Origin of the sequence: Tissierella sp. (genome assembly GCF_052089545.1) — a bacterium.
GTDB lineage: Bacteria > Bacillota > Clostridia > Tissierellales > Tissierellaceae > Tissierella_A.
This window is the reverse complement of the sequence record NZ_JBQDAA010000246.1, coordinates 1-3,070: the sequence shown is the minus strand read 5'-3', so window position 1 is coordinate 3,070 and position 3,070 is coordinate 1. Positions and strand designations below refer to the sequence as shown.

At 31.1% G+C, this 3,070-nt stretch carries 5 protein-coding genes and 1 pseudogene; 4 read left to right on the top strand and 2 right to left on the bottom strand.

The window, feature by feature from the left end; translation table 11 throughout:
• The 3 genes and pseudogenes from ACTHW2_RS12405 to ACTHW2_RS12395 all read left to right on the top strand — a co-directional run.
• Positions 1 to 188 (top strand): hypothetical protein (locus ACTHW2_RS12405; protein WP_442264213.1); only part of this gene is annotated, 188 nt, incomplete at its 5' end.
• A gap of 23 nt (positions 189 to 211) precedes the next feature.
• The gene (locus tag ACTHW2_RS12400; protein WP_232693824.1) at positions 212 to 871 is read left to right on the top strand and encodes a hypothetical protein; all 660 of its coding nucleotides are present in this window, start codon (positions 212 to 214) and stop codon (positions 869 to 871) included.
• A 354-nt stretch (positions 872 to 1,225) separates the two neighbouring features.
• Positions 1,226 to 1,516: pseudogene (locus ACTHW2_RS12395) on the top strand (transposase); the annotation flags it as partial.
• A gap of 113 nt (positions 1,517 to 1,629) precedes the next feature.
• Here ACTHW2_RS12395 and ACTHW2_RS12390 read toward each other — a convergent pair.
• Both ACTHW2_RS12390 and ACTHW2_RS12385 read right to left on the bottom strand, forming a co-directional pair.
• Entirely contained in the window at positions 1,630 to 2,241 is a 612-nt protein-coding gene (locus tag ACTHW2_RS12390) for a Fic/DOC family protein (RefSeq protein ID WP_100262527.1), read from the bottom strand.
• Positions 2,234 to 2,422: a hypothetical protein gene (locus tag ACTHW2_RS12385; protein WP_100262528.1), complete on the bottom strand. Its 189-nt coding sequence runs from the start codon at positions 2,420 to 2,422 to the stop codon at positions 2,234 to 2,236. The genes ACTHW2_RS12390 and ACTHW2_RS12385 overlap by 8 nt, the downstream gene beginning before the upstream one ends.
• Before the next feature lie 193 nt (positions 2,423 to 2,615).
• Between ACTHW2_RS12385 and ACTHW2_RS12380 the strand changes: the two genes are divergently transcribed.
• The coding region (locus ACTHW2_RS12380) for a hypothetical protein (protein ID WP_442264212.1) at positions 2,616 to 3,070 on the top strand (455 nt) is incomplete at its 3' end.

The following is a 3,070-nucleotide window of genomic DNA, read 5'->3' as shown; positions in this document are numbered from 1 at the left end:
CTTATACCAATTTTGAGGAGAGAATTGATTATGGATTGAAAGAAGAATATGGAACAAGCTATCGTAAAGAAGTTGCAAAAATAATGATTGACGATTTAGTAAACATTAAAACTTATTTACATTTATTGAAAGCATTAGTCTTGTTCAGTATAATACTTCACAAAGCATCATTGTTTGTTGTAATGTGATTATTGGTTTAGGACTAGGATTTATGGCAATGGCATTAACATCATCTGTAAAATATTTACCAGTGAATAAGGCTGGAATTGGGTCAGGTATCGTTAATGCTTCCAGATATATTGGGCAAGCAATTGGTATGGCTCTCTTGGTTACCATTTTAAATAGTAATGTTAATATTGCTAAAACACAAATTAAGGAAACATCGTATAACCAAATTGAAAAACGGGTTTTATCAACAGATGTAAAAAAAGTTGCTAAGAAGGAAATGGCAAAAACTTTCAAGACGACCAAGAACAGCAATAATATTTCAACCAAACAAAGTAGGATGGTTAAGACAATCAAAATAGCTGCTCAAAAGACAGATAATCTTCCAGATCCTAAAAAGGGGAGTAATTATAGAAAGATTTATGATGCAAATCAGTTATTGATTAATGGAGTTGAAACCATTAGTTCAAGTGTCTCTCAGTTATCAAGTAGTTTGAAAACTATATCTGGAGGACAAGCCAAAGTTGGTACAGCTATTAAATTATTAGCTCAAAAGGATGAATTAACAGCTGCTCTTAAGGACATTGTCAAAGAAAAAAATGAGCAGTTGGGCAGGGCATTTGATAATGTATTTATTGTAGGAGCAATCATTGTATTGATATGTACTCCGTTGGCTCTGATGACAGAAAAGCGAAAAGATGTATAACTAAATAATTTTATATGTTTCTTAAAATGATTTTTTAATAGGGAAAGCCAGTCTAGATTATAGGCTGGTTTTTTATATAGATGATCATTCTACATTTTTAAATATTAAATAGACAGATTTGAAACATAGAAAATCTTTTGTTCAATAATAAATTTGTCTAGAATTTTCTTCTAAGTTTATCTAAGAATAATAAATAATCTGAGTAACAGTTCAAAATAAAGTTGATTCTACGGGTTACTAGGATAGTGAATAGTTAAGTAAAATTTATTGAAAAGGTTCCATAATATTGTAGTGAGTAAAGTCTACTTTGGATAGTGTAGGGTTTTTGAGTGTATAAAAAAGTCTCATATGATTTATAATGAAAAGCGTTCTGAGCTATTTTTCGGACTAGTGAAAGACAGTTTATCAACCGTCAATCCAGCTTTTAAAACAGTTTTCAGAACCTTTCTAAAATACAAAGCTTACATCACCAACGCCCTTGAATATCCTTATTCCAATGCCAAGTTAGAAGCAACCAATAAGCTCATCAAAGATATCAAACGCCAAGCCTCTGGCTTTCGAAATTTCAAGAACTTCAAAACAAAAATTCTCATCGCTTTAAACATCACAAAAGAGAGAACCCATTTGATTCTCTCTCCTGCTTAGTTATAAGTCACCCATTACAGTTGACAATGAGCCAATTTTTAGTGCTGATTCTATTTTAGGGAATTATATTTTTTGCGGTATTAGAGAACATAGGAATGTTTTGGTAAATAAATTTATAACTTTTCTAGTATTTTACCAAGTAGTTCTTCTAACTTCCCTAAATCTCCATAGACTGTTCCGTCCATATAAAGGTTGTAAATCTCATCATCTTGTTCAACGCGTATTTGTGCAGAGTATCCTTTTGACAGTGCTAAGGAACGAATGACTTCCCGTTGAGTCCGTCCATTGCCTTCTCGAAACGGATGGAAATAATTAAGGGTATCAAGAATTTTTGCTAATTGTTTAATAATCTCATCTTTTGAATTAGCCGTTTGATGATAGGTATGAATAAGCTGGTTCATATAGGTTTCAGCAGTATTAAAAGATTGTAATGGCATAAAAGGATTACCACTTTTTGAAATATTAACCCTACGATATTGCCCTGCCCAAGAATAAACATCTTGGAATAAATAGTTATGGATAGCTAAAATATCCCTAATAGAATTGACTTCAATAGCCTGTATTCTCAAATCTGCAAGTCTTCTAGTAACTAGAAGGTGTTCGTTTCGATAGGCTTCTTCAATATTTGTAATGTTTTGTTTGTTGATTAAGACTGTAGAATTTGGATAAGTGTATTGATTATTAGGGTCAATGTACTCATAGCCTTCGTATTGATTTTTAACCAAGGTCCAATTCCTTTCGCTTGTTGATAACATAAGCTTTTAAATCAATCACATCTTGCACAGTGGGTTCATAATTTTCAATCATTGATGAACCAATGGCATACCAAACAGTATCAAAATCTGAAAAGTTATCAAAAGGAATCCCTAAAATTGTTAATTCCTCTTTATTTACATCAAGAGTCATGGTATACCTCCGTGTATAACGCTGTCTCTATTATACCATAAAATGGGTATGTTCACATGGAGAGATAGGAGCTGAAAGATAGATTGGATTAAATTAGATGTAGGTTTTATGATAAAATAGTCTTATCATAAAAAGAAATAATAGAGGTGTAGCATGGAGCCATATATCACAAAAGAAAGTAGGATGATAAAAAATGAGTTTTTTATGTGATTACGAGATAACTTCTTTAGCTTCAGCTATTTATTCTATTACTTCATGGTTTCCTAATAGAAGATTTTTGGGAATCATAGATAAGCTAAATAGAGACCTTATTAATAATAAAAGTAAGATTTTAGGGACAAATAAAATAGATTCATACAGCAAATTTGTAGATTTTTATCAAAAAGTAATCGAGAATTATATTCCCGAATACCCCAAAGAAGACTTTCCTATTGATATCGGAAATGTGAGGTTCTATTCGAATGATAGATTTCATAAAATATTTATAAGCAATGGCAATGAAGATACTTATGAAACATCATTTATAACGGAATCTTTAGTACATGACTTTGAACAATTTAAAGAAACTTGGTATGAGATTCTTAAATATGAAGATTTATCAATCTTCAATGGTTGTTTAATCTACTTTACCGAAGTAGGTTTAATTAG

Bases quoted from the DNA above. Each gene is read 5' to 3' on its own strand.
- ACTHW2_RS12400 (WP_232693824.1), top strand. From the start codon at position 212: ATGGCAATGGCATTAACATCATCTGTAAAATATTTACCAGTGAATAAG.
- ACTHW2_RS12385 (WP_100262528.1), bottom strand. From the start codon at position 2,422: ATGACTCTTGATGTAAATAAAGAGGAATTAACAATTTTAGGGATTCCT.